The organism is Streptomyces sp. NPDC012935 (genome assembly GCF_042900345.1).
Lineage (GTDB): Bacteria > Actinomycetota > Actinomycetes > Streptomycetales > Streptomycetaceae > Streptomyces.
This window is the reverse complement of record NZ_JBIBBC010000019.1, coordinates 121,079-146,501: the sequence shown is the minus strand read 5'-3', so window position 1 is coordinate 146,501 and position 25,423 is coordinate 121,079. Positions and strand designations below refer to the sequence as shown.

At 69.5% G+C, this 25,423-nt stretch carries 19 protein-coding genes; 4 read left to right on the top strand and 15 right to left on the bottom strand.

Features of this window, described 5'->3' with window-relative positions:
• Positions 1-8: 8 nt before the first annotated feature.
• Both ACFY5C_RS34375 and ACFY5C_RS34370 read right to left on the bottom strand, forming a co-directional pair.
• Complete coding sequence (locus tag ACFY5C_RS34375; RefSeq protein ID WP_389451979.1) at positions 9-806, bottom strand: site-2 protease family protein; 798 nt, start codon at positions 804-806, stop codon at positions 9-11.
• Between the two features lie 145 nt (positions 807-951).
• Positions 952-2,352: a recombinase family protein gene (locus ACFY5C_RS34370; RefSeq protein WP_389451976.1), complete on the bottom strand. Its 1,401-nt coding sequence runs from the start codon at positions 2,350-2,352 to the stop codon at positions 952-954.
• Between the two features lie 177 nt (positions 2,353-2,529).
• Between ACFY5C_RS34370 and ACFY5C_RS34365 the strand changes: the two genes are divergently transcribed.
• The gene (locus tag ACFY5C_RS34365) at positions 2,530-6,003 is read left to right on the top strand and encodes a BTAD domain-containing putative transcriptional regulator (RefSeq protein ID WP_389451973.1); all 3,474 of its coding nucleotides are present in this window, start codon (positions 2,530-2,532) and stop codon (positions 6,001-6,003) included.
• Between the two features lie 45 nt (positions 6,004-6,048).
• On the opposite strand, the gene ACFY5C_RS34360 is transcribed toward ACFY5C_RS34365, so the two are convergent.
• From ACFY5C_RS34360 to ACFY5C_RS34335, 6 genes are all read right to left on the bottom strand, one after another.
• Positions 6,049-6,873, bottom strand: a complete 825-nt coding sequence (locus ACFY5C_RS34360) for an ABC transporter permease (RefSeq protein ID WP_389451970.1) — start codon at positions 6,871-6,873, stop codon at positions 6,049-6,051.
• Positions 6,870-7,895, bottom strand: a complete 1,026-nt coding sequence (locus ACFY5C_RS34355; protein ID WP_389451967.1) for an ATP-binding cassette domain-containing protein — start codon at positions 7,893-7,895, stop codon at positions 6,870-6,872. The genes ACFY5C_RS34360 and ACFY5C_RS34355 overlap by 4 nt, the downstream gene beginning before the upstream one ends.
• A 220-nt stretch (positions 7,896-8,115) precedes the next feature.
• Positions 8,116-9,339, bottom strand: coding sequence for an MFS transporter (locus tag ACFY5C_RS34350; protein ID WP_389451964.1), 1,224 nt, complete (start codon positions 9,337-9,339; stop codon positions 8,116-8,118).
• 157 nt (positions 9,340-9,496) lie between these two features.
• A complete protein-coding gene (locus ACFY5C_RS34345; protein WP_389451962.1) occupies positions 9,497-10,558 on the bottom strand; it encodes an endonuclease/exonuclease/phosphatase family protein in 1,062 nt (353 codons plus the stop codon).
• A 189-nt stretch (positions 10,559-10,747) separates the two neighbouring features.
• Positions 10,748-11,377, bottom strand: a complete 630-nt coding sequence (locus ACFY5C_RS34340; RefSeq protein ID WP_389451960.1) for a TetR/AcrR family transcriptional regulator — start codon at positions 11,375-11,377, stop codon at positions 10,748-10,750.
• 112 nt (positions 11,378-11,489) lie between these two features.
• Positions 11,490-13,076 carry an MFS transporter gene (locus ACFY5C_RS34335; protein WP_389451958.1) on the bottom strand — a complete coding sequence of 529 codons (1,587 nt, stop codon included), beginning with the start codon at positions 13,074-13,076 and terminating at the stop codon, positions 11,490-11,492.
• A 193-nt stretch (positions 13,077-13,269) separates the two neighbouring features.
• On the opposite strand from ACFY5C_RS34335, the gene panB reads away from it, so the two are divergent.
• Positions 13,270-14,145, top strand: a complete 876-nt coding sequence (gene panB / locus ACFY5C_RS34330) for a 3-methyl-2-oxobutanoate hydroxymethyltransferase (RefSeq protein WP_389451956.1) — start codon at positions 13,270-13,272, stop codon at positions 14,143-14,145.
• Positions 14,146-14,257: 112 nt separating this feature from the next.
• Here the strand turns inward: panB and ACFY5C_RS34325 are convergent, their stop codons facing one another.
• From ACFY5C_RS34325 to ACFY5C_RS34315, 3 genes are all read right to left on the bottom strand, one after another.
• Positions 14,258-16,198 (bottom strand): protease pro-enzyme activation domain-containing protein, encoded by a 1,941-nt coding sequence (locus ACFY5C_RS34325; RefSeq protein ID WP_389451953.1) that lies wholly within the window; start codon positions 16,196-16,198, stop codon positions 14,258-14,260.
• A 214-nt stretch (positions 16,199-16,412) separates the two neighbouring features.
• The gene (locus tag ACFY5C_RS34320; RefSeq protein WP_389451951.1) at positions 16,413-17,036 is read right to left on the bottom strand and encodes a DUF305 domain-containing protein; all 624 of its coding nucleotides are present in this window, start codon (positions 17,034-17,036) and stop codon (positions 16,413-16,415) included.
• The gene (locus ACFY5C_RS34315; protein ID WP_389451948.1) at positions 17,033-17,701 is read right to left on the bottom strand and encodes a DUF3105 domain-containing protein; all 669 of its coding nucleotides are present in this window, start codon (positions 17,699-17,701) and stop codon (positions 17,033-17,035) included. Before ACFY5C_RS34315 ends, ACFY5C_RS34320 begins: the two co-directional genes overlap by 4 nt.
• Positions 17,702-17,875: 174 nt before the next feature.
• Here ACFY5C_RS34315 and ACFY5C_RS34310 point away from each other — a divergent pair, with 174 nt between their 5' ends.
• Positions 17,876-18,310 carry an Rrf2 family transcriptional regulator gene (locus ACFY5C_RS34310; protein ID WP_389451946.1) on the top strand — a complete coding sequence of 145 codons (435 nt, stop codon included), beginning with the start codon at positions 17,876-17,878 and terminating at the stop codon, positions 18,308-18,310.
• A 13-nt stretch (positions 18,311-18,323) separates the two neighbouring features.
• Here ACFY5C_RS34310 and ACFY5C_RS34305 read toward each other — a convergent pair whose 3' ends face one another.
• Positions 18,324-19,544, bottom strand: a complete 1,221-nt coding sequence (locus ACFY5C_RS34305) for a globin domain-containing protein (protein ID WP_389451943.1) — start codon at positions 19,542-19,544, stop codon at positions 18,324-18,326.
• A gap of 331 nt (positions 19,545-19,875) precedes the next feature.
• On the opposite strand from ACFY5C_RS34305, the gene ACFY5C_RS34300 reads away from it, so the two are divergent.
• Positions 19,876-21,237: a glutamine synthetase family protein gene (locus ACFY5C_RS34300; RefSeq protein WP_328428208.1), complete on the top strand. Its 1,362-nt coding sequence runs from the start codon at positions 19,876-19,878 to the stop codon at positions 21,235-21,237.
• Positions 21,238-22,395: 1,158 nt separating this feature from the next.
• Here the strand turns inward: ACFY5C_RS34300 and ACFY5C_RS34295 are convergent.
• From ACFY5C_RS34295 to ACFY5C_RS34285, 3 genes are all read right to left on the bottom strand, one after another.
• The gene (locus ACFY5C_RS34295; RefSeq protein WP_389451940.1) at positions 22,396-22,974 is read right to left on the bottom strand and encodes a hypothetical protein; all 579 of its coding nucleotides are present in this window, start codon (positions 22,972-22,974) and stop codon (positions 22,396-22,398) included.
• Between the two features lie 542 nt (positions 22,975-23,516).
• Complete coding sequence (locus ACFY5C_RS34290; RefSeq protein WP_389452060.1) at positions 23,517-23,798, bottom strand: hypothetical protein; 282 nt, start codon at positions 23,796-23,798, stop codon at positions 23,517-23,519.
• Between the two features lie 140 nt (positions 23,799-23,938).
• On the bottom strand, positions 23,939-24,496 hold the full coding sequence (locus ACFY5C_RS34285; RefSeq protein WP_389451937.1) for a hypothetical protein: 558 nt from the start codon (positions 24,494-24,496) through the stop codon (positions 23,939-23,941).
• Positions 24,497-25,423 lie beyond the last annotated feature (927 nt).

The following is a 25,423-nucleotide window of genomic DNA, read 5'->3' as shown; positions in this document are numbered from 1 at the left end:
CGACCGGGTCACGCACTGATCGAGCAGAGCTCGTTCGAATCCCGCCAGAAGCGGAACAGGTCGTAGCCGCAGTAGGTGTCGAAGTCGCTGATGCCGAGGCCGCGCAGGACGGCGTCGATCATGTCGAAGAACACGCCGTTGACCTCGGGCACCCACAGCAGCGCGAACACGAACAGCAGCCCGAACGGCGCGAACGGCTCCACCTGGCCCCTGACCTTCTGCGACAGCCACGGCTCGATCACGCCGTAGCCGTCCAGGCCCGGGACCGGCAGGAAGTTCAGGATCGCCGCAGTGACCTGGAGCAGGGCGAGGAAGGCGAGCGCGAACCGGAAGTCGCGGGGGACGCCGTCCAGGGCGTCGAGCCAGAACGGGGCGGTGCACACGACGGCGAACAGCACGTTGGTCAGCGGCCCGGCCGCCGAGATCAGACTGTGCCGCCAGCGCCCCTGGATCCGCCCGCGCTCGATGAAGACGGCCCCGCCGGGGAGGCCGATGCCGCCCATGATCACGAAGATGACGGGGAGCACGATGCTGAGCAGGGCGTGTGTATAGGCGAGAGGATTGAGGCTCAAGTAGCCCTTTGCTCCCACGGTGACGTCGCCCGAGTGCAGGGCGGTACGAGCGTGTGCGTACTCATGGAGACACAGGGACACCACCCAGGCCGAGGTCACGAAGAGGAACACCGCGAGTCCCGGTGACGCGGCGAACTCTGTCCACACCGCCCACCCGGTGGCTGCCGTCACGGCAGCGATTCCTAGGAAGACTGGGCTGATCCGCTGTTCGCTGGTGCGAGAGGCGGTGGTCATGGGCGGACTCCTCGTACGTGGCGGCCGAACTCGGGGACACCTCGACCGTGACGGTTGATCTGGGAGTACGGACTCCTGTGCCTGGGAGTCTCCCAGAGCCGGGAGGCGCGGGAGGGTGCGGGGCTCGGCAGCCGGCGAGGCTCGTCTAACTCAAGAACTTCGCCAGACGCTCTCGGAAGTCTTCGGGGATGTCCAGGACGTGACTGCCGCTGTCTCGGGGGTGGCATCGAACCGTGATGCCGGCATGGACCAGATCCTCGCCGATCTCGGTGACCCCCATGCTCTGCCACCGCTCTGCAAAGGTGGTACCGAGAGGTTCGAAACTCCAGTGATCCTCGTGGACGTCCTGTGACGGAAGCGAGTCGTCCCCGGCGCGGGCGCGTTCGACATACACGCGGCGAGTGACCGGCTCGTCCCCGACCGCCTGGACCAGCATGTGCAGGACAGGGTCGATGATCTCCTCGCCGGGCCGGAACACGTATCCGGGGCACGCCGGGGAGCCGACTCGCGAAAGGCAGCGAACCTTCTCGGTCACTCGGTATGTCCCGTCCCTGCGCTTCTTCCTGGATGTGTGAAGCTGAAGATTCTTGCCGCACCCGCCGCATTTGAGCACGTGGAGGAGCGGGGTCCTGGGCGTTTTCGAGCGTTGGGCGACCGGGGATGAGGAACGAGCCAGGGTGTCCTGAAGGCGATCGAAGACTTCCTGATCCAGCACCGCCTCGGCTACGCGGATGGGACGGCCCTCGTAGTCGTGCACCAGGACTCGATTCTTGTATTTCTTGCCGGGGACGTCCTCGCTGCGTGTCTTCCAGCCCAGCAGGGTGGGGGACGTGAGGATCCCCTTGAGCGTGCGGGGATACCAGAGAAAGTCCTTGCCGGACTTGTTCCGGAGATACGTGTCCGCAGGTGCAGGCAGCCCGCGGTCTTCGAAGTCCCGGCAGATGGCGTTGACCGGCTCACCGTCGATGACGCGCCGAGCGGCTTCCCGGACGATGGCAGCCGTCTTCGGGTTGATCTCCAGGTGACGGGCACCGTCCTTCGCGTACGTGCGATATCCGAAAGGGGGTGAACCGCCGCCCCATCGCGTGGATGTGAGCAGATGCGCGCGCGACGATGCAACCCGCTCAGCCGCAGTGTTGGCTTCCATCTGGGCGAATGTGGCGATCATGGTGGCTGTCTGCTGTCCCGTCGGACTCGTGAGATCGAACGGTTCCGTAGCGGAAACCAGAGCCTTGCCTCCATGATGCTCGGCCCACTCGATCATCTTGTGCAGGTCGCCGACCCGGCGAACAAACCGATCGAGTCGCCAGAAGACGATGGCGTCGAATTCAGGTGCACGGTCGTCGAGCCATCGGGACAGTTGCGGACGTTGCCACGGCGGCACGGCGGTGGCGGAGACAGAAAGGTCCTCGGCGACGCCGACGACATCCCAGCCGCGCGACACACAGAAGGATCTGCAGCCTTCGAGTTGCCGCTCCGGACTGGTGGTCGAGTCGGTCCGGACCGTGAGCCGGATGGCGATCAATGCCCTGAGAGGTCGTGCCATGGTTCCGACGGTAGCGTGTTTGTACCTAAGAAGCTGAGAGTTACGTAAACGCGCGACACTGAACCCGTGGCATGGATCTTTCCTGGGCAGGGACCGGCGCCTCCCGGCCTGCTTCACCCCGCGGCGCACGGAAGAAACCCCGTGACCATCGCCGAGAGCACCGGAGACAATGGTCCAGTGCGCTATCGCATCCTCGGCACCACGCAGGCATTCCGCCCCGACGGCACGGTCGTCCCGGTCGGCGGCGCGCGCCTGCGTGCGCTGCTGACAGTGCTCGCACTGCATCCCTCTCGCACTGTCCCCGCGGGCCTCCTGGTCGACGAGGTCTGGGTAGGCGACCCGCCCGCCGATGCCCCGGGCGCCCTGCAGGCGCTGGTTGGCCGCTTGCGCCGCGCCCTCGGCGCCGACGCCATCGCCTCGACGGAGGGCGGATACCGGCTCACCACCTTGCCCGACGACATCGACCTGCACCGGTTCGAACGCCTCGTCGGCGAGGGCACGCGCGCTTTGGCCGACGGCGACCCTGGCAAAGCGGCCGGGGTTCTCGACGACGCCATCGCCCTGTGGCGCGGTCCCGCCCTCGCCGACCTCCCCGACCGCACCGCCGAAGCGGCCCGCCAGGAGGCCCGCCGCCTCGACGCCCTGCGCGCCCGCCACACCGCCGCCCTCGCCCTCGGCCACGCTGAACATGCCCTGCCCGAGCTGACCGCCTTGTGTGACACCCACCCACTGGATGAACCCCTCCAGGCCACGCGCCTGCGCGCCTTGCGAGACGCGGGCCGCACGGCGGAGGCGCTGGCCGCGTACGAGGACGTACGACGACTGCTGGCGGACCGTCTTGGTTCCGACCCGGGGCCCGAACTGCGCGCGCTGTACGAGGAGTTGCTCGGGCCGGGGATGGACGCGCGCAGGGGAGAGGACGGTCTGCGTCCGCGTGACGGGGTCCGACCGGTTCACGGTGCGTTCCGGGTCGCCCGAGGCAGCCACGATGCCCGGCCGCACGGCGACGCCGAGGCGGGAGCCCGCCGTCAGGAGTTGGCGGGTGCGGATACTGGTGCGCCTGGCAACGGGCGGGGTGAAACCGTCGACGGGGCGAAGGGCACCGGACAGGCCGGGGGCGGGGCCGGTGGCCGGGCCGGCAACCTCCGCGTCCGGCTCACCTCCTTCGTCGGCCGGGAAGCCGACATCGAGGCCATCCGCGGGGACCTCGGCACCGCCCGGCTGGTGACGCTGCTGGGCCCCGGTGGGGCCGGGAAGACGCGGCTGTCGCAGGAGGCTGCCGATCGTGTGCGGGACGGTGCCCCGGACGGGGTGTGGCTGGCCGAGCTCGCGCCGGTCGACGCCCCCGAGGCCGTGCCGGAGGCCGTACTGACCGCCGTCGGTGCCCGCGAGACCGTGCTGTACGGCGCCGGCGCGGAGGCCATGCGGGCCGGATCCGAACGGCACGACGACCCCGTCGAGCGCCTCGCAGAGCACTGCGGCAAACGCCGGATGCTGCTGATCCTCGACAACTGCGAGCACGTCGTCGAGGCCGCCGCCCGCCTCGTCGCGGAGCTGCTGGAGCGCTGCCCGGAGCTGACGGTGCTGGCCACCAGCCGCGAACCTCTCGGCGTACCGGGGGAGCTGCTGCGGCCCGTCGAACCGCTGCCCGAGCCCGTGGCGCTGCGGCTCCTCGCCGACCGGGGCGCGGCCGCCCGGCCCGGTTTCCGTGTCGACGCCGACGACGAGACCGCGGCGGCCTGCGCCGAGATCTGCCGGCGCCTCGACGGCCTCCCGCTCGCCATCGAACTCGCCGCCGCACGGCTGCGCATGCTCACCCCACGCCAGATCGCCGACCGGCTGGACGACCGCTTCCGCCTGCTCACCTCCGGCAGCCGCACCGTCCGCCCCCGTCAGCAGACCCTGCGGGCGGTCGTCGACTGGTCCTGGGACCTGCTGGACGAGGACGAACGCGACGTGCTGCGGCGGCTGTCCGTGTTCGCGGGCGGCTGCGATCTCACCGCCGCCGAGGCCGTGTGCGGGTCCGCCGCTCTCGGCTCGCTCGCCTCGCTCGTCGACAAGTCCCTCGTGGTGGCCACCCCTTCGGCGGGCGGCGCGATGCGCTACCGGCTCCTGGAGACCGTCGCCGAGTACGCCGGCGAGCGCCTCGACGAGACCGGACGGCGTGCCGAGACCGAGCGTGCGCATCTGACGTACTACCGCGAACTCGCCCGCACCACCGACACGTTGCTGCGCGGCCCCGGCCAGCTCACCGCCGTCGCCCGGCTGGAGCGCGAGTACGAGAACCTGCGCGTCGCCCTGCGCCACGCGATCGCCGGCCGCGACGAGCAGGAGGCGCTGTGCCTGATCCTGTCGCTGGCCTGGTACTGGCAGATGCGCGAACTGCGGATCGAGGCCCGCAACTGGTCCCGCGAGGTCCAGACCCTCGGCCCCGACCCGTTCGCCGAGCCGGTCCGCCCCGCACAGCCGGTGTGGGAGCGCTGCACGGACACCCCGCCCCCGTGGACCGGGGAGGTCCTGGTGGAGGCACGGCGCGGGGCCCACCTCGTCCATCTCGCCTGCATGGACACCGAGTTGGACGCCTGGCAGACCCCCGAGGCGCAGGTGAAGCTGCGTGCCATCGCGTCGACCTATGAGCCCGGCATGCCGCAGACCTGCCGGATGCCCGGCCACCTCTGGATCTTCGCCGTCATGCTCTCCGGGGACATGGAGCGGCTGCGGACCGTCCTCGACGCCGCCGTCCGCACCTCGCGCGAGACGCCCGGGTACGACTGGGAACTCGCCGCGATCCTGCAATGGCGCGCCAATCTGTACGCCAACCGCAGCGACTGGGCGGGCGAGGGCGACGCCATCCGCGATGCCGAGGAGTCGCTGGAGATCTACGAGCGTCTCGGCGACCTGTGGGGCACCGCCGAGGCCCTCGCCGCGCGTGCCGAGGCGTGCGAACGCAAGGGCGAGTGGGACAGGGCCGCCGCCAATTACGAGGCGGCGATCGAGCTGGCCGAACGACTGGGCGCCCACGCCCAGAAGGGCGTACTCAGGGCCCGGCTCGGCAGCGTCATGATCGAGGCGGGCGACGGCGAGCGGGGTGAGCGGCTGCTGCGTACGGTCATCGGCGAGGCGACCAGCGGGAACGACCAGTCGATGCCGTTCGCCCGGCTGATCCTGGCCGGCCGGCTCGGCATGACCGGCCGGATCTCCGAGGCGCGTGAGCAACTGCGCCTGTTGCGTGAGCAGTTCAAGATCGCCCACTTCGTCGTCTTCGACGCCTTCATTCTGGGTGCGGAGGCCTGGCTGGACGCGGCCGACGGCCGCCACGCGCGGTCCCTGGACACGATCAGGCGCGCCCTGGAACGCGCCGAGGAACCACTGTCCGAGGCCATCGCCCCGCAGATGCGCTCGGCGTTCCTGACCACGGCCGCCTTCTCCCTGGCCCGCGCCGACGGCGGCTGCCGCGCCCGCGACGCCGCCCGCTGCCTCGGTGCCGCCGACGGGCTGCTGCCGGCCCGGTACCTCGCCTCGGCACATGAGCGCAAGGTGTACGAAGGGGCGACGGAGCGCACTCGCGCGGTGCTCGGCGACGCGGCTTACGAGGCGGCGTACGAGGAGGGCGGCGGCCTCTCCTTCCGGGAGGCCACCGCCCTGATCTGACATCCGTCGGTTCTCATACGGATCGTCGGCTCCGCGTACTGGACGTCAGTTCTTCGTACGGAACTTGTGGATCGCGATCGGCGCCATGATCGCCGTGAGCCCCACCGACCAGGCGACGGTCACCCACAGGTCGTGCGCGACCGGACCGCCCACCATCAGGCCGCGCGCGGCGTCCGCGAGCGAGGACAGCGGGTTGATGTCGGTGAAGGACTGCAGCCAGCCCGGCATCGACGTGGTCGGCGCGAAGATCGACGAGCCGAACTGGAGCGGCATCAGCACCAGGAAGCCCAGCCCCTGCACGGACTGCGCGCTCTTCAGGATCACGCCGAGGGTGAGGAAGACCCACATCAGCGCCGAGCCGAACAGCGCGGCCAGCGCCACGGCCCCGAGCAGTCCGCCCCAGCTGGTGATGTCGAAACCGACCAGGACGCCGACGACCAGCATGATCGTGGTGGCGATCATCATGCGCAGGAGCTCCACCGCGATCTTGGCGAAGAGCACCGAGCCACGCCCGATCGGCAGGGACCGGAAGCGGTCCATGACGCCGGTGTTGAAGTCCTGGTTGAACCCGGTACCGACCGACATGGCCATGCTCATGCCCATCATGGCCATCATGCCGGGCACGACGTACTGGACGTAGTCGTCCTGGCCGCCGCCGAGCGCCTGCCCGATCGAGCCGCCGAAGACGTACACGAAGAGCAGCGTGAAGACGATCGGCATCAGGATGGCGTCGAACATCGACTCCGGGTCCTGCCGGATCCACAGGAGATTACGGCGCACGAGCGCACCGGTGTGCCGCAGATGCGCCCGCAACGAGATGCGGGCGTCGGCGGTTGCCGCCGTGCCGGCAGGAGTGGTGGCGGTGGTCATACGGCGACCTCCTCGCGGTCGTCGGTGGGCACGGCGTCCTGCGGGGCACTGGCACGGTGGCCGGTGAGGGACAGGAACACCTCGTCCAGGCTGGGCAGTTCGGTGGAGATGGAGGCGAGGGTGATGCCCCGCGCGGTGACGGCGCCGACGATGGCGGTGAGCTGTTCGTCGCTGAGCACCGGGACGAGCAGGGTGCCGGTCTCGGTGTCCACGGTGGTGGTCGCGAGGCCGGTGATGCCGAGATCGTCGAGGTATCCGGCGAGGGGCCGCAGTTGCAGGGCGTCGGTCGGCCGGATCCGCAGGGTGCGCCCGCCCACCTTGGCCTTGAGCTCCTCGATGCCGCCGCCCGCGATGACCTTGCCCCGGTCGACGACCGTCAGCTCGGAGGCGAGCTGCTCGGCCTCCTCCATGTACTGGGTGGTCAGCAGCACGGTCACCCCGTCCCCGACCATGGTCTTGACCTCGGCCCACACCTCGTTGCGGGTCCGCGGGTCGAGCCCCGTGGTGGGTTCGTCGAGGAACAGCACCGTGGGCCGGCCGATCATGGAGGCGGCCAGGTCGAGCCGCCGCCGCATGCCGCCGGAGTAGGTCGCGGCGGGCCGCTTGGCGGCGTCGGTCAGGGAGAACCGCTCCAGCAGCTCGTCGGCACGCGTGCGTGCCTCCTTGCGGGGCAGGTCCAGGAGCCGTCCGATGAGGTACAGGTTCTCCCACCCGGGGAGCTTCTCGTCGACGGAGGCGTACTGACCGGTCAGCCCGATCACCCTCCGCAGCTGCCGGGGCTGCCGCAGGACGTCGTATCCGGCGACGGTGGCCTCTCCGGCGTCCGGCGTCAGCAGCGTGGACAGGATGCGCACGAGGGTGGTCTTGCCGGCCCCGTTCGGCCCGAGCACGCCCATCACGGTGCCCTCGCGCACGTCCAGGTCGACACCGTCCAGAGCCTTGGTCTCGCCGTAGTGCTTGACCAACCCCCGCACGGATACGGCGCTGCTCGCGCCGCCGGGGTTCTTGTCGATTCGTGTCATGGGGACGACGTTGTCAGGCCGCACCGACAAACCGCCGACAGCTCACCGACATGGCCTACGACTCACCGACAAGCGATGTCGGCATGCGATGTCGGCATGCGGTGTCGGCATGCGATGTCGGCTCGTGAGGGGTGCACGCGAGGGTGCACGCGAGCGGTGTACGACGCAGGGGGCGCCCGGTGATCACCGGGCGCCCCCTCCGTCGTAGGACTCGCGGAACTCAGTACTGGACCGTCTCCGCCTGCTGGGGAACATGCGAGGCGACCACGCGCTCCCGCCCGGCCCGCTCGGCGACCCGTCGCCGGTCCACGGCGTACGCGGCACCCGCGACCCCGAGCCCGAGGACGGCCAGTGCGGCGCCCGCCAGTGCCGGGGAGGTGACTCCGAGGCCCGCCGCGAGGGCGAGGCCGCCGATCCAGGCACCGCCCGCGTTGGCGAGGTTGAAGGCCGCCTGGTTGGCCGAGGAGGCCAGGGACGGGGCGCTGGACGCCTTCTCCATCACCATCAGCTGCAGCGGGGAGCCCGTGGCGAAGGCCGCCATGCCCAGCAGGACGACCGCCAGAGCCGCGCTCCACGCCGTCGACATCAGCAGCGGGAAGAGAGCCAGGATCAGCGCCAGCGAGAGCAGACCCCCGAACAGCGTCCGCCGCATCGCGTGGTCCGCAAGGCGCCCGCCCAGCAGGTTGCCCGCCGTCGCGCCGACGCCGAACAGGGCCAGCAGCAGCGTCACGCTGGCATCGGTGTATCCGGCGGCGTCGGTGAGCATCGGCGTGATGTAGCTGTACGCGGCGAAGAGCGCGCCGAAGCCCGCGACCGTCGTGCCGAGCGCCAGCCACACCGGCAGGGAGCGCAGGGCGGCCAGTTCGCCGCGCAGGCCCGCCTGCTCAGTGTGGTGCGCCTCGGCGCGCGGGATGAGCAGCGCGAGCGCGGCCATCGCGGCCAGGCCGATCGTGCTCACCCCGAGGAAGGTGGCCCGCCAGCCCAGGCTCTGGCCCATCAGCGTGGCCACCGGCACGCCCGCGACGTTGGCCATCGTCAGGCCGAGGAACATCAGCGACACGGAGCGGGCCTTGCGCTCCGGCGCGACCATGCTCGTCGCCACGACCGCGCCGACGCCGAAGAAGGCGCCGTGCGGCAGGCCGCTGAGGAGGCGGGCGGCCATCAGCCAGTGGTAGTCGGGAGCGAGGGCGGACAGCGCGTTGCCCGCGACGAACAGGGCCATCAGGCCGATGAGGACCGTGCGGCGGGGCATGCGTGCCGTGACCGCGGCCAGCAGCGGGGCGCCGATGACGACGCCGAGGGCGTACGCCGAGACCAGATGTCCGGCGGTGGGGATCGAGATGTCCAGGTCGTTCGCGACTTCGGGCAGCAGGCCCATCATCACGAACTCGGTCGTACCTATGCCGAAGGCGCCGACGGCCAGGGCGAGCAGGGCCAGGGGCATGAAGTGCCTTTGCCTTTCAGGGTCGAGAGCGGAGCTTCGTACTCCGTGATGTTCGTTCCGTATGTTCAAGTACGGAACAAAGTCTCTCAGGCCCGGTATTCCAGCAGATGACGATCCGGTTGCCGAGACCCGTCCAGGCGGCGCTGACCAGGGGTTTTCAGGACGCGGATGTGTCGACCTTCACACGCGCCGCCACCGGCAGATGGTCGCTCCCCGTCTCCGGCAGCGTCCAGGAGGTCATCGGCTCCAGGCCCTTCACCATGATCTGGTCGATCCGCGCCATCGGGAACGACGCCGGCCAGCTGAAGCCCATCCCGCTGCCCGAGGCGCCCTGCGTGGAGCGCATCTGGGCGGTGACGGCGTTCAGCGCACGGTCGTTCATCGTGCCGTTCAGGTCGCCGAGCAGGACGACCTGCCGGAGGGGCTCGTCGGCGATGGCCTCACCCAGCGCGTCGGCACTCTTGTCGCGCTGCCGGGCGGTGAACCCGGCCTCCACCTTCACCCGCACCGACGGCAGATGGGCGACGTACACCGCGACCTGCCCGGACGGTGTGGTCACCGCGGCCCGCATGGCACGGACCCAGCCCAGCTTGATGTCGACCGGCTCGACGCCGCTGAGCGGGTACTTGCTCCACAGTCCGACGGTGCCCTGCACCGAGTGGTACTTGTACGTCGACGCCAGCGCCTTCTCGTACGTCGGGACCGCCCCGGCCCTCAGCTCCTCCAGGGCCACCACGTCCGCGCCGGACGAGGCCACGTCCCGGGCGGTGCCGGCCGGATCGGCGTTGTCCGCGTTGACGTTGTGCGTGGCCACCGTGAGGTCGCCGCCGACGCCGGTCTTGTCGGTGAGCTGGCCGCCGAACAGGTTCAGCCAGACGACCGCCGGGACCAGTACGGCCATCAGTGCGGTCGCGGACCTGCGGACGAGGGCCAGCAGGAGCAGCACCGGGACGAACAGGCCCAGCCAGGGCAGGAACGTCTCTGTGAGGCTGCCGAGGTTGCCGATCGCGTTCGGGATCTGCGCGTGCAGCAGCATCACCAGGGCGAGGATCACCGCGAGGGCGGCCAGGACGATGCCGCGGCGCCAGACGCGCGGGTCGCCGCGCCAGCCCGCGACCAGGCCCTTCAGGCGGTTTGTCAGGCGCTGAAGCCCGGGTTCCCGGCGCTCGGGACCCGAGCCGCCGTTGTCCGTCTCCGTCACGTACGCCTGCTGCGCCATACCGTCGCCTCACTACCTGCCGTGCAACACCGTCGTCCCCCCGCGCCCAGAGAAACCCTAGGGGATGATCGGCTCCGATCCCGCCGTACTCATGACGGCCGTACGGGGGCGAGGACGTACAAGTCGCCTTCGCGAGTTCCGGATGCGCCCGGGGAAAGCGCGCTCTGTGACGAAACGCGCACATTCGATCTACGGGGTGTGTGAACTGACGGGTCGTAGACCCTCGAGCACGGCGTCGGCCATCTGCTCCGCCAGGCCTTCCGGAAGTTCGGCGTCCGGGCGCATGACGGCACGCACCAGCATCGGTCCGAAGATCATGTCGTTCATCACGTCGACGTCGATGTCCGCGCGCAGTTCACCGTTCTCCTGCCCGCGGCGCAGGATCGCGTGCTGCTTCCGGCGCCGCGGTTCGACGACGGTCGCGTGATAGGCGTCCCAGATCTTCGGGCTGCTCTTCATCTGGGCGATGACGTTGCGCAGAAGCACCGACGAACGGGTCATCAGACCGCGTTGGCGCAACTGCTCGAGCAGCGCCACGACGTCGTCGCGCACCGAGGTGCCGGGCAGTTCGGGATCCGGCGGCTCGGCGGCGCGCACGACGTCGACGAAGAGCTCCTCCTTGCCGCTCCAGCGGCGGTAGATGGTGGCCTTGCCGACCCCCGCGGTACGCGCGATGCGCTCGATGGACAGCTCCGCGAGCGGCACACCGTCCTCGAGCAGCTTGAGGATGCCCTCCATGATGGACCGCTCCACGGCCTCGCTGCGGGGGCGGCCCCGGGTGGGACCGTCCTGCCGGGGCCGGCTGTCGGCGAGGCTCACTTGGCTCGGTCCTTTCCGTGGGTTAAGGTGATTCTCCCTGGTGTACGGCGTCGCCGTGCACGACCTCGTGGGGCACGGTGCGCGCGTCGGCTCGTTCCGCGCCCCGCGCCTCCTACTCCGCGGCAGCCAACTCCCGTTCCTTGTCGCCCTCCTGAGGCGCCGCCGGCCGCCCCGGCAGGAACAGCCCGACGACCACCGCGCCGAGCACCGCCACCCCCGCGCCCCACAGCGCGGTGACGTGCATGGCGTGCAGGAAGGCGTCGTGGGCCGCGCCGACGAGGGCGTCGCCCCGCGGGCCGAGCCGGTCCGCCACGCCGAGCGTGGCCTCGATGGACTCGCCCGCCGTGTGCCGTAGGCCCTCGGGCAGCACCGTGAGCCGGTCCTCGATGTCACCTCGGTACGCGGTCGACAGGACCGAGCCCAGCACGGCGATGCCGAGCGCGCCGCCGACCTGGCGGAAGGTGTTGCTGAGCGCGGAGGCGGAGCCGGCCTTCTCGCGGGGCAGGGCCTGCATGATGACGACGCTGACGGGGGTCATGATGTGCGCCATCGCGGTGCCCATGAGGAAGAAGACCACCTCCAGGATCCAGATCGGCGTGTCCGCCTCGAACGTGGCGAACGCGGCCAGGGTGGCGGCGATCAGGAGCATGGCGCCGGTGGTGGTGGCCCGGTTGCCGAACCGGTCGACGACGAGCCGGGCCCGCGGGGCGAAGATCATCTGGGCGGCGGCGAGCGGCAGCATCAGCAGACCGGTCTCCAACGGCGAGTAGCCGCGCACGCTCTGGGTGTAGAAGACCGAGAAGAAGGTCACGCCCATGAGGGCGAAGAAGACCAGCGCGATCACGCCGATCGCGGCCGAGAAGACCTTGTTGCGGAAGTACGTGACGTCGATGGACGGATGGTCGCTGCGCTTCTCGAACACGACGAACGCGGCGAGGACGGCGAGTCCGGCGCCGATGGTCGCGAGGACCGTCGGGTCCGTGAAGTCGGCCAGCTGGCCGCCCTTGATGATGCCGTAGACGAGCAGGACGAGGCCGACGACGGAGAGCACGACGCCGACGGGGTCGATACGACCGGGTTTCGGGTCACGCGAGTCCGGGACCAGCCACAGCATCAGCGCGAGTGCGAGCAGCACGATCGGCACGTTGATGAGGAAGACGGACCCCCACCAGAAGTGGTCGAGCAGCACCCCGCCCGTGATGGGCCCGATGGCGATGGCGAGCCCGACGCCGCCCGCCCAGATGCCGATGGCCTTGGGCTGCTCCTCGCGCTCGAAGACGTTCATCAGGACGGCGAGGGTGGCCGGCATGACGAAGGCGGCACCGAGGCCCATCACCGCGCGGAAGGTGATGAGCTCGCCGGGCGAGCCGGAGAACGCGGCGAGGGCGGAGCCGATCCCGAACACGGCGAGCCCGCCGAGCAGGACCTTCTTGCGGCCGAGCCGGTCGCCGAGGATGCCCGCGCTGAACAGCAGGCCCGCGAAGACGAGGGTGTAGGCGTTGATCGCCCACTCCAGCTCGCTCTGGGTGGCGCCGAGGCCGGTCGGGGCCGGGGTCGAGATGGTCTTGATGGCGACGTTCAGGATCGAGTTGTCCAGGACGACGATCAGCAGGCTGAGCATCAGCACGGCGAGGATCGCCCAACGGCGCCGGTGCACGGCTTCCGGTATGCGGGGGGCTGTGGCGGCGGGAGAAGTCATGCTCTCGACGCTACCTCCTTTACGATACGGAACCGTCTCGTATCTTAAATTCTTACCGAGTACTTACGCGGGCGGGACACCGGGGCGGAACTCACACAGGGAGGTCTGGCCGTCCCTGGCACGAGGTGCCACCATGGAGGGGAGTCCGGGGACGCCGTAAGGGCGCCTCGAGATGACAGAAGGAGCCGTTGCAATGACGCAGCTTTCGGCTGCCCAGACGCCTCAGGCGAAGACCTCCGACGGCAGCAAGGCGCTGTACGGGGGGAAGGGCACACGCCGCATCACCGTTCGCGACATCGGCCTCGCCAAGGAGCGGGGCGAGAAGTGGCCCATGCTCACCGCCTACGACGCGATGACCGCGTCCGTCTTCGACGAGGCCGGGATCCCGGTCATCCTCGTCGGCGACTCCGCGGGCAACTGCCACCTCGGCTACGACACCACGGTGCCGGTGACGCTCGACGAGATGACCATGCTCTCGGCGGCCGTCGTACGCGGCACCTCCCGCGCCCTGATCGTCGGCGACCTCCCCTTCGGCTCGTACCAGGAGGGCCCGGTGCAGGCGCTGCGCTCGGCGACCCGGCTGGTCAAGGAGGCCGGCGTCGGGGCGGTGAAGCTGGAGGGCGGCGAGCGCTCGCACGAACAGATCCGCCTGCTGGTCGAGTCCGGCATCCCGGTCATGGCTCACATCGGACTGACGCCGCAGTCCGTCAACGCAATGGGCTACCGCGTCCAGGGCCGCGGCGAGGAGGCGGCCGCGCAACTCCTGCGCGACGCGAAGGCGGTCCAGGACGCGGGCGCGTTCGCGGTCGTCCTGGAGCTGGTGCCGGCCGAACTGGCCGCCGAGGTCACCCGCGTCCTGCACATCCCGACCGTCGGCATCGGCGCCGGTGCCGAGACCGACGCCCAGGTCCTGGTCTGGACCGACATGCTGGGCCTGACCGGCGGCCGCGTCCCCAAGTTCGTCAAGCAGTACGCCAACCTCCGCGACGTCATGGGCAACGCGGCGAAGGCGTTCGCGGACGACGTGGTCGGCGGAACGTTCCCGCTGGAGGAGCACTCGGTCCACTGAGCCCTGCCGGGCCCGGCCACCCCTGAACCACTGCGGCACCAAAGCGCCCCGCCGATCTTCCCCCGTCGGCGGGGCGCCTCTTTGTGCCCTGCTTGTGCCGCGTTGCCGCCGCTCAGCGCCGCCGGTACGACTCCACATAACCGCCCGCAGGCGTCCCGACGCCCGTCACGTCGTCGTAGCCCTTCACGGCCCGCAGGGAGCTGTCCTTGCCGAGGCTGCGCACGGACGTGGTCAGGCCGCCGGTCGCGTCGTAGCCGTTGACGTAGTCGACGCGGGCGACCGCGAGGCCGGAGCCCGTCGGGTTGTCCGTGACGTCGTGGTACGCCTTCGAGCCGTACCTGGCGTAGATCGCCGGGTTGGCGAAACCGAGCGGCCGGCCGCCGCGGGCCTCCTGCGCGAGGGCCTGGACGGCCGCGATCACCGGCGCCGCGAGCGAGGTGCCGCCGAGGCGGTACTCGTCGTAGGCCTGCGTCGTGCCGTCCGGCATGGTCTGCGTCTGGCCCACCAGGAACCCGGTGTTCGGGTCGGCGATCGCCGCGATGTCCGGCACGACCCGGTTGCCGCCGGCGCTGTTGGCCCTGGCGAGCGCGTCCGGCACGACGCCCTTCTGGTAGTACGGCTCGGCGACCGTCCGGCTCGTGCCGCCACCCGCGCCCGAGTTGAACGCGCCCGGGAAGCCGGTCCAGCTCCCGCCGTCCGCCGACAGAACCGCCTTCTCGGTGCCCCAGCCGGTCTCCCACAGGTACGTGTCGCCCTTGCCGACCGCCAGCGAGGTACCGCCGACCGCCGTCACCCACGCCGAACTCGCCGGGATGTCGACCTGCTTGGTGCCGCTGCTCGCGACCTCGTCGCCGTCGTCGCCGGAGGAGTAGTAGAAGCCGATGCCCTCGACCGCGCCGAACTGGAAGACCTGGTCGTAGGCGGCCGCGAGGTCCGGCGTCTGGGCATCCTCGGTCTCGCCCCAGGAGTTGGAGACCAGGTCGGCCAGGTGGTTGTCGACGATCTTGCTGAGCGAGTCCAGCAGGTCCTCGTCGTAGCAGGACGCGGCGCCCACGTACGTGACCTGCGCGCCGGGCGCGACCGCGTGCACGGCCTCGACGTCGAGGGTCTCCTCGCCGTACCAGCCGGCCGCCCCGCACTCCTCGGTCCGCGTGTACTCGGCAGGCAGGACCTGGCGCAGCCGGCCGCTCTTCCAGGCGGTGTCCCCGTTGTGCTTGGCGTAGGTGCCCGCGTCGTAGGCGATCGTCGGGGAGGCGTACGCGTCGGTGATGGCGATGCGCACGCCCTTGCCGGTGCGCTTGCCCGCGCCGTACGCGGCGCGCAGCTGCTTGCCGGTGTAGCCCTTGACGGCGTACGGGATCTTCGTGCCGTACGCGTCCGGCAGCGTGGTCGCCACCTTCGAGCCGTGGTACGTCGAGAACGGCCCGGCGTTGCGGAACACCGTCTCCGGCGGCGGGAGCTGATCCTGGTGGCTCGCCAGGTGCGGCGCGTTGTCCAGGCCGGTGACCGTCAGGACGGCGCCCTTCAGGCTGTCCGGCACCGACGCGGTCGCGGTGGGCGCGCGGTAGGTCTTCGCGCCCTTGGTGTAGTTGTGCAGCTGAGTGCCGAACGCCTTCTCCGCGGCGGCCACCTCACCGGTGACGGCCACGTAGTGCTGGGTGACGCCCGTGACCTTCAGACCTGCCGACGTCAACCAGCTCCTGACGGCGGCCACTTGGGCCTTCGTCGCGCCGAAGCGGGCCTGGGCCCGGCCCGCGGTGAGGTACTCGCCGTACGACGCCGAGCTCGGGTCCGACACGGCCTTCGCGTAGGCGGCGAGGCCGGCCGCGTCCCGGCCCGCGAGGTAGACGCGCACGGAGACCCGGGCGCCGTCCGCGGCCGCGCCCCGGTCCGCCCTGGCCGTGGCCCAGGTGGGCTTGGTGCCGGCGAGCGGGTCACGGGCCTGGTCCGCGGCGTGCGCCGCGGGTATGCCGAGCGCCAGCGCGCCGGTGAGGAGAGGCAGTGTCGCCGCCAAGCTCACCGAGGCGCGCAGCGCGGCACGGTTCGATCTCATGGAACCCCCTGTGCGGTTCGTGTGTGCGAGTGGATCACCCGACGGTGGCCACTTAAGCGACGAACCGTTCACGCCAGGGGAATGCCCGGCCCAAGAAGGTCCCAACTAACCTAATGACAAAGCCATTTCGGCAGCTGCGGCGGCGGCAGCTGCGGCAGCTAAGGCGGCAGCTACGGCGACGGCTGGGACGACAGCTGCGGCGACAGTCGCGAGGTCATGACCGCGGCTTCGCGCCCCGCTCCTTGAGCATGTCCGCCATCAGGTCGATCTCCGACTGCTGCCCGTTCACCATGGTCTGCGCCAGCCGCTTCTCCACGCCGACCGCGCACTTGTCGACACAGCCCTCGGCCATGTGGATGCCGCCCTTGTGATGGGCCGTCATCAACTGGAGAAAGAAGATCTCCGCCTGTTTGCCGCTGAGCCCCGCCAGCTTCTTCATCTCCGTGCTGGTCGCCATGCCCGGCATCAGCGCGCCGTCCTCACCGGCGGGCATGTCGCCCATGCCCATCCAGGTCATCGGCGCGTTCGACGACACCTTCGGCAGCTCCCACAGGTCGAGCCAGCCCAGCAGCATGCCGCGCTGGTTGGCCTGGGTCTGCGCGATGTCGTACGCGAGCCGCCGTATCTCCTCGTCCTTAGTACGGTCGCGCACGATGTACGACATCTCCACGGCCTGCTGGTGGTGCACGGCCATGTCGCGCGCGAACCCGGCGTCCGCCGAGTCGGCGCCCGGCGTCCCGCCCGAACCGCCGTCCTCGGCGACCGCGTAGGTGAGCGCGCCGACCGCGACGAGCACGGCCGCCGCGGTCCCCGCAATCCAGCCGGCGTGCTGCCTCACTCCGAGAGACCACCCGTGCACGGTGCGCCCGGCTCGGGCGTCTGCTTGCCCTGGACGTACGTCTCGAAGAACTTGGCGACGTTCGGGTCACTCGCGCTCGTCACCGTGCGCTGGTGCCCCCACGCGCTGAGCATGATCGGGTCCTGCTGCTTCTCGTCCGGGCTCATCAGCGTGTACGGCGTCTGCTTGACCTTGGTGGTCAGCGCCTCGACGTCGGCCTTGGAGGCCTTGGACGTGTACGTCACCCAGACCGCGCCGTGCTCCAGCGAGTGCACGGCGTTCTCCTTGCGGAGTTCCTTGTCGTAGACGTCACCGTTGCAGTTCATCCAGGCCCGGTGGTGGTCGCCGCCGACCGGGGGCTCCATCGGGTACCCGACACTGGTCTCGACGTGGGTGCTCGACAGCTTCGTGTTCCAGGTCCGCACGCCGTCCTTGCCGGTGACGAACTTCCCGGGGACCTTGTCGGACGGCTGCGCCTCGTCCTTGTCGGCGTCGGACTGCGACCGGACGAGGACGACACCGGCCGCCACCAGACCGACGACGACCACCACGCTGGCCGTGATCGTCAGGATGCGGTTACGGCGCTCACGGGCACGCTCGGCACGCCGCATCTCCTCTATTCGCGCCTGACGAGCCGTGTTGCTCTTGTTCTTGGCGGAGCCCATGAGGTGTGGTCCTTCTGGGGAAAGGGACGATCGGGTCCGCTGATCGTAATGGGGAAGGTGTGACATCTCGTAGAGAGGACAACGGAAAGGCCGGATCGGGATGAGCCGGCGGTCGGCCGAAGGCCGCTTCCGGATATTTTGAACCGCGGATGCGCATTATCTACGCTGACGTACATGCGGCTGCTGCGCTCCACCGACCTGGCACTCCGGCTCCTCATGCGGCTCGCCGTCATGGAGGGCGGCACGCCGACGACCCGCGAGGTCGCGGCGGACATGGAGGTGCCGTACACACACGCCGCCAAGGTCGTCGCCGAGTTGCAGCACCTGGGTCTGGTGGACGCCCGCCGGGGCCGCGGAGGCGGGCTGTCACTCAGCGACAGGGGCCGTACCTCCTCCGTCGGCGCGGTCGTGCGCGCCTTCGAGGGCGACGGCGACGTCGTCGAGTGCGAAGGCGACAGCCCCTGCCCGCTGAACTCCGGGTGCCGGCTGCGCGGTGCGCTGCGGCGGGCCCAGGAAGCCTTCTTCGCCTCACTGGACCCGCTCACGCTGGCCGACGTGACCGCGGACCCCACTGGACCGCTGCTGCTCCAGATCGGCCGGACGCCCTGAGGCCGGCCCGGCTTCAGCTCTCCCGCGCGAGCCACAGGTCCGGGCCGAACACCTCGTAGTGGATGTCGGCCGGTGCGACGCCCTTGCCGATCAGCTGCGCCCGCACGGCCCGCATGAAGGGCAGCGGACCGCACAGGTACGCGCGCGTGCCCTGCGGTACGGCGATGCCGGTGAGGTCGACCCGGCCGGTGCGGTGGGCGGCGTCGGTGTCGTCCGGGGCGTCCTCGTACCGGTCGGCGCCTTCCTCGTACCAGAAGTGGACGGACGCGTCCGGCAGCTTCCCGGCGTACGCCTCGTGGTCGGCGCGCAGGGCGTGCTCGGCGGGGGAGCGGTCGCCGTGCACGACGATCACGGGGCCCTGGTGCCCGGTGTCCGCGAGCTGCCCGAGCATGGCGACGATCGGGGTCACGCCGATACCGGCCGAGGCGAGGAGCAGCGGCACTGCCGCGTCGTTCCCGGCCAGGACGAGATCGCCGTACGGTGCCGACATGCGCAGTCGCCCGCCGACGTGCACGCACGCGTGGAGGTGGTTCGAGACCTCGCCGTCGGGGCCCGTGCCGCCGCGCACCCGCTTCACGCTGATCTGGCGCAACGGGGAGCCGGGCGCGGCCGAGAGGCTGTACTGGCGTATCTGCCGCGCCCCGTCCGGCAGCTCGACCTGGACGGAGACGTACTGCCCGGCCCGGAAGTCCGCCGCCGGGCCGCCGTCGGCGGGCCGTAGCCTGAAGGTGGCCACCTCGGCGGTCTCCTCGACGCGTCCGACGACCTCCCAGTCCCGCCATTCGCTGCCGCCGCGCTCGTCGTACAGCCGCTTCTCGATCGCGATCAGCGCGTTCGCCATGAGCCAGTACACCTCGTCCCAGGCGGCCGCGACCTCGGGCGTGACGGCCTCGCCGAGCACGTCGGCGATGGCGGCGAACAGGTGCTCGTGGACGAGCGCGTACTGCTCCGCCGTGACGCCCAGGGAGGCGTGCTTGTGGGCGATGCGGGCCAGCATCGCGTCGGGCCGCTCGTCGGGGTGGTCCACGAGGTACGTCGCGAACGCGGCGATCGACCCCGCGAGGGCCTGGCGCTGGGTGCCGGCCGCCTGGTTGCCGCGGTTGAACAGGTCGCGAAGCAGCTCGGGGCGGGCCGTGAACAGCCCGGCGTAGAAGCGCTCGCTGATCTCGCCGATGGCGCCACCGACGACGGGGAGGGTGGCACGCACGGTGGCGACGGACTGCTCGGACAGCATGGGGTCTCCTCAGGCTCGACCGGGCGGCGCAAGGGTGGCCGCCCACGCCTCATTAAAACTTGCATCCAAGATGCAAATTAAAGCGGGGTGGGTCCTGTGGGGCCCGGCATTACGTATGTCGGTCCGAGCAGGCACTATGGGCGGCAGAGCAGTTCACCCGGCATCACGGCGGGACACCTGCCGTTTGCCGGGCGTTCGATCGGAGGTCGCTGCGGCGATCAAGGTGCGCAACGCGCCTGAAACGGTGTTGTGGTGTGATGCTCAGGTGCCCGACCGCCTCCCGCCGCACCGGAGACAGGCGGCCTGACCAGCAAGGATGGGGAAGCGCAAGATGGACAAGCAGCAGGAGTTCGTGCTCCGGACGTTGGAGGAGCGCGACATCCGGTTCGTACGCCTGTGGTTCACGGACGTGCTGGGTTTCCTCAAGTCAGTGGCCGTGGCCCCCGCCGAGCTGGAGCAGGCCTTCGACGAGGGCATCGGCTTCGACGGCTCCGCCATCGAGGGCTTCGCCCGGGTGTACGAGTCCGACATGATCGCCAAGCCGGACCCGTCGACCTTCCAGATCCTGCCCTGGCGCGCCGAGGCCCCCGGCACCGCCCGCATGTTCTGCGACATCCTGATGCCGGACGGCTCCCCGTCCTTCGCGGACCCGCGCTACGTCCTCAAGCGCGCCCTGGCCCGCACCTCCGACCTGGGGTTCACCTTCTACACGCACCCCGAGATCGAGTTCTTCCTGCTGAAGCACAAGCCCCTGGACGGCTCCCGGCCCACCCCGGCCGACGAGTCCGGCTACTTCGACCACACCCCGCAGAACATCGGCATGGACTTCCGCCGCCAGGCGATCACCATGCTGGAGTCGATGGGCATCTCCGTCGAGTTCTCCCACCACGAGGGCGCCCCGGGCCAGCAGGAGATCGACCTGCGCTACGCCGACGCGCTGTCCACGGCGGACAACATCATGACGTTCCGCCTGGTCATGAAGCAGGTGGCGCTGGAGCAGGGCGTCCAGGCGACCTTCATGCCGAAGCCGTTCTCCGAGCACCCGGGCAGCGGCATGCACACGCACCTGTCCCTGTTCGAGGGCGACCGCAACGCGTTCTACGAGTCCGGCGCCGAGTACCAGCTCTCCAAGGTCGGCCGCTCCTTCATCGCGGGCCTGCTGCGGCACGCCGCGGAGATCTCCGCGGTCACCAACCAGTGGGTGAACTCCTACAAGCGCATCTGGGGCGGCTCCGAGCGCACCGCGGGCGCCGGCGGCGAGGCCCCGTCGTACATCTGCTGGGGCCACAACAACCGCTCGGCCCTGGTCCGCGTCCCGATGTACAAGCCCGGCAAGACGGGCTCGGCGCGGGTCGAGGTCCGCTCCCTCGACTCCGGCGCCAACCCGTACCTGGCATACGCCCTCCTGCTCGCCGCCGGCCTCAAGGGCATCGAGGAGGGCTACGAACTCCCGCCCGGCGCCGAGGACGACGTCTGGGCCCTGTCCAACGCCGAGCGCCGCGCGATGGGCATCGAGCCGCTGCCGCAGAACCTGGGCGAGGCCCTCTCCCTGATGGAGCGCAGCGACCTCGTCGCCGAGACGCTGGGGGAGCACGTCTTCGACTTCTTCCTGCGCAACAAGCGGCAGGAGTGGGAGGAGTACCGGTCCGAGGTGACCGCGTTCGAGCTGCGGAAGAACCTGCCGGTGTTGTAGGGGCAGGCCAGAGCTAGTTTTTCGCCGATTTGACGAGTGGGGCTGACGGTGACTGACCGTCAGCCCCACTGCATTTCGGGATCCCTGGGCCGTCTCTGGGCCGTCAGAGCAATCCGTGCCGCGCTGTACGACCGACCGTGCAGGCTCTTAGCGCTGCCTCGGAGGCTTGTCGGGAAACTGCCCGGCCGGGCCTGCCTGTCTCCGTCCCGCTCCAGCCCGGCCGGCGCCCGTGCCGCGCGCACGGCATTCAGCCACCTGATGCCAGAGAAGGGGTACGTCGTGGCTGGGGCGGTCGGCTTCACGGCTTTACGGAGCCACTCTGACGCGAGCCTCGAAGATCATGGCCCAACGTCGTGCTTTACCGGGACTATCAAGCGTTACGCCTGGCCGGCACTCACGACAGCCATGCCAGAACCGTGCCAGGTCGTGCGGGGAACCACAGGGAACTCCAGGTACTGCTTCACCGATCAGCTGAGGGACAGACCACCCTGGCCGCAGGTCAGCAAGCCTGCCCAGGCCGCGAGACAGGAGCTTCCCAAGCTGATGCTTCGGCCAACGCAGCCAGCACGGTACAGCTGAGTGTTCACGACTGGCGCAGGCCCTGCGGGGAGAGGATCCGTCGGCTTGCTCGGCACGGCCTGAAGCGTACGGAACTCGGGGCCCCGCTTGCTCCCGCTGGCCAGGTCCAAACCACTCGGGTTCTCTCCACGCGCTCGACGTCGTGTACGCCTCCGTGCGCCGGGCGGAGTGCGCCTATGCGCCCTGGACCACTTGCTCGCCGATGGGAACACACCCTCGCGGAGCACGGGAGCGACGTCGCAACCCTGACCGCCAGCCGCGGGCTCGCTCGGCACGAGCTCACAGACCAGGGGCGGGACTGGTGAACACCCCGCCATCGTGGGAGGTCAGGCCGCCCTGACCCGTCTCAGTTTCCGTCCCATTCATCGGCGTTCGGGGGCGTTCAAGCATGTTCCACAGTCAGCGCGGCTCAGGCCGCCGACCGCCTGTGAACGCAGGTGAACCGCCCTGTACGTGAACCTGGGAGACGCCAACACAGTTGGAGAGCGTGTTGCAGTGGCCCTCTCGCAAGTTGGATTCTCATATCCTCCGCAAGCGTCCTGCGCGTGGCATCGAAAAGATCCCAGTTAGCCCGCAGCCTCAGCGCACGGTGCCAGCGGTGCGCTCCCGGTGTCCCTCGTAGTCGGGGGAGCCGCAGTGGCCCGGCTCGCGTTGCGTCTCGCCGAGCCACAGGTGCGGGGCGTACTTCCGGATCGCCTCCACCAGGGGCTCCCGGTGCCTGGCGTACTCGCCTGTGGTCGCGAAGCGATAGCGCAGGCGCGGGAGGCCGGTGCGGATGGGCTCTTCGTTGCGGACCAGGCCCCACAGGACCGGGTCGTCCCGGTCGATCGGGCCGCTCGGGCACAGCTCGATCGAGGACTGCCTGACACTCCGGTCGGTCTCGCTCCAGTAAACAGCTACCGCGGCGAGGGTGTCCCAGCGGATGACGCTTTGCCCAGCGCTGTTGCGCAGCCACAGCCCTGTGTCGTCGATGCTTACGGCCTGCCGGCGGAGCGCGAGGGCCGAGCGGAAGAGCTTGAAGCCCGAGTAGCCGATGGTCGCGAAGAGCAGTGCTACGAGTCCCACCGGCTGGGGGTCGTTGCCGTTGAGCCCTGCGGTGATGACCACCGCCAGGACCACGAAGAGGACACCCATCACCATGAAGATCCCACCGAGCACGAACCCCTGTCGGGCAACTCGCTGGGCGTAGTGAATGACTGTAGCGGTGGGGGCGGGACCATACATGGGGGACGTCGACATGATCCGAGAGTCTAGGCAGGTTCCGGCAGCGCAGGCCTAACGACCGTCTCCTTCAGCTGTGTTCACGGGAGCGAGTGCCTGGGTCGGCGTCCGGAGAGGAGAGCCGCTGTGGGTGTAGGCAAGCCGACCCCGGAGGTCTCGTCGTTGCTGGCTAGCCGCTGTCGGTGTTGTGCTGTACAGCAACGGGATACAGCAACCCCAGCGACCGCGCCCGACCCGAGGTGTCCCTCGGCAGCTTTGATGCGACCGGTATGACCGCCCCCGACCGGCCCGCATAGAGCTACGGATCAGAAGGTGCCCGTGCCCCGGCCGCGCCCGATCGACCGGAACTAGCGGGGACTCACGGACAGCACCGCGAGGACGACCCCTGACCGATTTACCTGGTAGGGGCCGTTCATCTGCGGTGGGTGTGGGATTTGACCCACGGTGACATCGCTGCCACGACGGTTTTCAAGATTGCTTCAGTCGCCGAGGAACCAGAGATAGCGGTGCGGTCCGGTCAAGACGACCTGACACATTTCGCGAGCCTGTGCGACCCAGGCCCCGTCGCAGGCATCCGGAAGGCGGTCGAGTTCGGCGAGCAGCAACGGAACCTGTCGAAAGTTGAACATCGCGTCCCCGTAAGGGATCAAGGCTGAGAGCATCGGGAAGCCAGCCGGGTCAAGATTTGCGATGGCGTCCGTCCATTCCACCCCGGCCCGGGTGCGGGCCACGATGTCCCCCAGGTCGCCGCGTACCTGCATGTTGATCACTCGATGATGCTATCGGCGCATCGAGCCCGTTGCGCGCCCGTTCCGGTGGGACGGAGCCACCGCCACTAGCCTCGGGCGGCCGACCGGCGTGCCCTGCAGACCTCAGCGACCGTCGTGCCCATAGTTCGCATCTAGGAGTCATTCGACCGCATGACCTCCTGCGCCGCTTCCACAAACAGGGCTTGATGCATCGTCCAGCTGTCAGTAAGCGCTGCACTCTCCTCATGTAGGTCCGTGATCGTCCGGGCGTACTCGGGGTCCGGCTCGCCGTCGACACCGGAGTTCATTCGATGCATGGCAATGGCCGCCGTGAGGCGAATCGTGAGAGTGGACGTCACACGGTCCGCCAGCTCTGCGACGTTGGGCGGGCCAAGGATGTCGATACGGGAGCTCCAGCGCGCCATGACGCGTGCAGACTCGGCGGCGGCCGAGAGATGCTCATCGTCATCAAGCGCCGTAAGGCGAACAAGCTCACCGTAGGTGTCTTGGAAGTTCTGGTAGGCCTCTAGCCGCTGCTGTCGTAGCCAGTGGCCATGTTCGGCTGCTGCTTGGTCTTGCACCTGCTGACGAGTCGCCTGCGCAGATCTCTCCGCGCCAACCTTGGCCCCCCAGACGGCCGCAACACCGCCGACCACGGCCCCAACTAGCCCGAATCCGGCCGCGATCAATGCGGCTATACCTTGATCCATGTCCTCACCGTGCCCATAGCGACCGTGGCTGCGTTGCCAGGATGGCGCTGTAGCTTGATTCCCTGGGCCGCCTGTGGGCCGTGCGAGGGCGCTCAACAACGACCAACGCTGACAACCGACGACAGCTAAGCCGCAGGTCACAGTATTGATCGATTACACGGCCGCAGGCCAGAAGTCCAGTGCCTCACTTCTTCGGCTACTGAATGCACCTCAAGACGGCTTGACACCACCCAAGACTCCGCCGACCGCGATCCCTGTCTGTTGACCGTGTTACTCGATGCGAGCGAATTCGGCAAAAAGCCTGGCAGCGCCTACCGTACCTGGGCCCTACCTGGGGTTACCGCTCCGTCTATGTCTGAACGCAACTGCCCTCGCCATCGGTTGTGTTGCACCATGGCTGAGACGAAAAGAAGGCGCCCACCCTGCTGCACAGGCTTCCCGGCGAGGCAGCAGCGGTGGGCGGTGAACCCTTTGGAGGCTCAGTAATGAGTGTGACTCTTCCCCCTCGGGGGCTGTCAAACATCAGCCTGAAACCCTGGGTGATCACGGTGCTGGTAGTCATCGTTATCTCATGGCGTGAGGCCGCAGAGGCCATCAGCGCCTACACAGACCTCTTGGCTCTGACCACCGCAACCTATGCCGGGGTCGCTGTACAGCAGCGGAGTACAGCAACTACCCCGACCGGGATCGACCGTCGGGGATCCTCTCGCCCCCTCTGATCGACCTAGGAGACCCAGCGACTCCTCTGCCCGTAGTTCGCATCGAGGGGCTGTGGCACGGTCCGTGGGCCGTGCCACTCTCGTGCCAGAACGGACGGGACCTCACGGGGAACCTCGGTACGCCACGGCACTCAGCGCCAGACGCACCCGAGACGGCAAAGCCACTGGTCACCCGGGTGCCTGCCCAACCTCGCTCCTAAAGTGGTTG

Bases quoted from the DNA above. Each gene is read 5' to 3' on its own strand.
- ACFY5C_RS34345 (WP_389451962.1), bottom strand. From the start codon at position 10,558: ATGGCGCAGCAGGCGTACGTGACGGAGACGGACAACGGCGGCTCGGGT.
- ACFY5C_RS34315 (WP_389451948.1), bottom strand. From the start codon at position 17,701: ATGGGCTCCGCCAAGAACAAGAGCAACACGGCTCGTCAGGCGCGAATA.
- ACFY5C_RS34350 (WP_389451964.1), bottom strand. From the start codon at position 9,339: ATGCCCCTGGCCCTGCTCGCCCTGGCCGTCGGCGCCTTCGGCATAGGT.
- ACFY5C_RS34285 (WP_389451937.1), bottom strand. From the start codon at position 24,496: ATGGATCAAGGTATAGCCGCATTGATCGCGGCCGGATTCGGGCTAGTT.
- ACFY5C_RS34305 (WP_389451943.1), bottom strand. From the start codon at position 19,544: ATGCTGTCCGAGCAGTCCGTCGCCACCGTGCGTGCCACCCTCCCCGTC.
- ACFY5C_RS34300 (WP_328428208.1), top strand. From the start codon at position 19,876: ATGGACAAGCAGCAGGAGTTCGTGCTCCGGACGTTGGAGGAGCGCGAC.
- ACFY5C_RS34335 (WP_389451958.1), bottom strand. From the start codon at position 13,076: ATGACTTCTCCCGCCGCCACAGCCCCCCGCATACCGGAAGCCGTGCAC.
- panB (WP_389451956.1), top strand. From the start codon at position 13,270: ATGACGCAGCTTTCGGCTGCCCAGACGCCTCAGGCGAAGACCTCCGAC.
- ACFY5C_RS34355 (WP_389451967.1), bottom strand. From the start codon at position 7,895: ATGACACGAATCGACAAGAACCCCGGCGGCGCGAGCAGCGCCGTATCC.
- ACFY5C_RS34370 (WP_389451976.1), bottom strand. From the start codon at position 2,352: ATGGCACGACCTCTCAGGGCATTGATCGCCATCCGGCTCACGGTCCGG.
- ACFY5C_RS34325 (WP_389451953.1), bottom strand. From the start codon at position 16,198: ATGAGATCGAACCGTGCCGCGCTGCGCGCCTCGGTGAGCTTGGCGGCG.
- ACFY5C_RS34310 (WP_389451946.1), top strand. From the start codon at position 17,876: ATGCGGCTGCTGCGCTCCACCGACCTGGCACTCCGGCTCCTCATGCGG.
- ACFY5C_RS34375 (WP_389451979.1), bottom strand. From the start codon at position 806: ATGACCACCGCCTCTCGCACCAGCGAACAGCGGATCAGCCCAGTCTTC.
- ACFY5C_RS34360 (WP_389451970.1), bottom strand. From the start codon at position 6,873: ATGACCACCGCCACCACTCCTGCCGGCACGGCGGCAACCGCCGACGCC.
- ACFY5C_RS34290 (WP_389452060.1), bottom strand. From the start codon at position 23,798: ATGCAGGTACGCGGCGACCTGGGGGACATCGTGGCCCGCACCCGGGCC.